This window comes from Bradyrhizobium sp. NBAIM08, from assembly GCF_020193935.1.
Taxonomy (GTDB): domain Bacteria; phylum Pseudomonadota; class Alphaproteobacteria; order Rhizobiales; family Xanthobacteraceae; genus Bradyrhizobium; species Bradyrhizobium yuanmingense.
Genome location: NZ_JADYVR010000263.1, coordinates 1 through 457, shown reverse-complemented (window position 1 = coordinate 457; position 457 = coordinate 1). Strand labels below are relative to the sequence as shown.

General features: G+C 65.4%; 1 pseudogene. It reads right to left on the bottom strand.

The features are described from left to right. Nucleotides 1-457 (bottom strand): annotated as a pseudogene (locus I6F37_RS39405) (hypothetical protein); the annotation flags it as partial.

Here is a 457-nt window from a genome sequence, read left to right as displayed (position 1 = left end):
TGAATCCAGTCTGTCGGGGCCCTCGCGGACCGACTTCGCCACCCGTGCGAGCAGGTCCGCCTCCTCGACACCGTCCTCGGGCTCTACCACGAGAATCACGCGCTCATCGGCAAGGGTTTCGTCGAAGTCGCCGACGAGTGCGGCACGGCGGACGCCGGTGACGCGCTCGACCAGGGGTTCGTAGAGCGCCGGATAGATGTTGTGCTCAGCGCGAATGATCATGTCCTTTGCGCGCCCCAGCAGCACGATCCTGCCCGCGTCCAATCTCGCGAGATCGCCCGTCGCATGCTCCTGCACCGGCGGCTGGCCACTGTAACATGTGAACAGCTGGTCGCCGCGCACCAGCAGTTGTCCCTGTTCATCCACGCGAACGGAAACACCCGCGAGGGGGACGCCCACAAGATCGCCTTCGCCCGTGTAGGCGAGCTTCTCATCGAGCGACACAGCGGCGATGGGA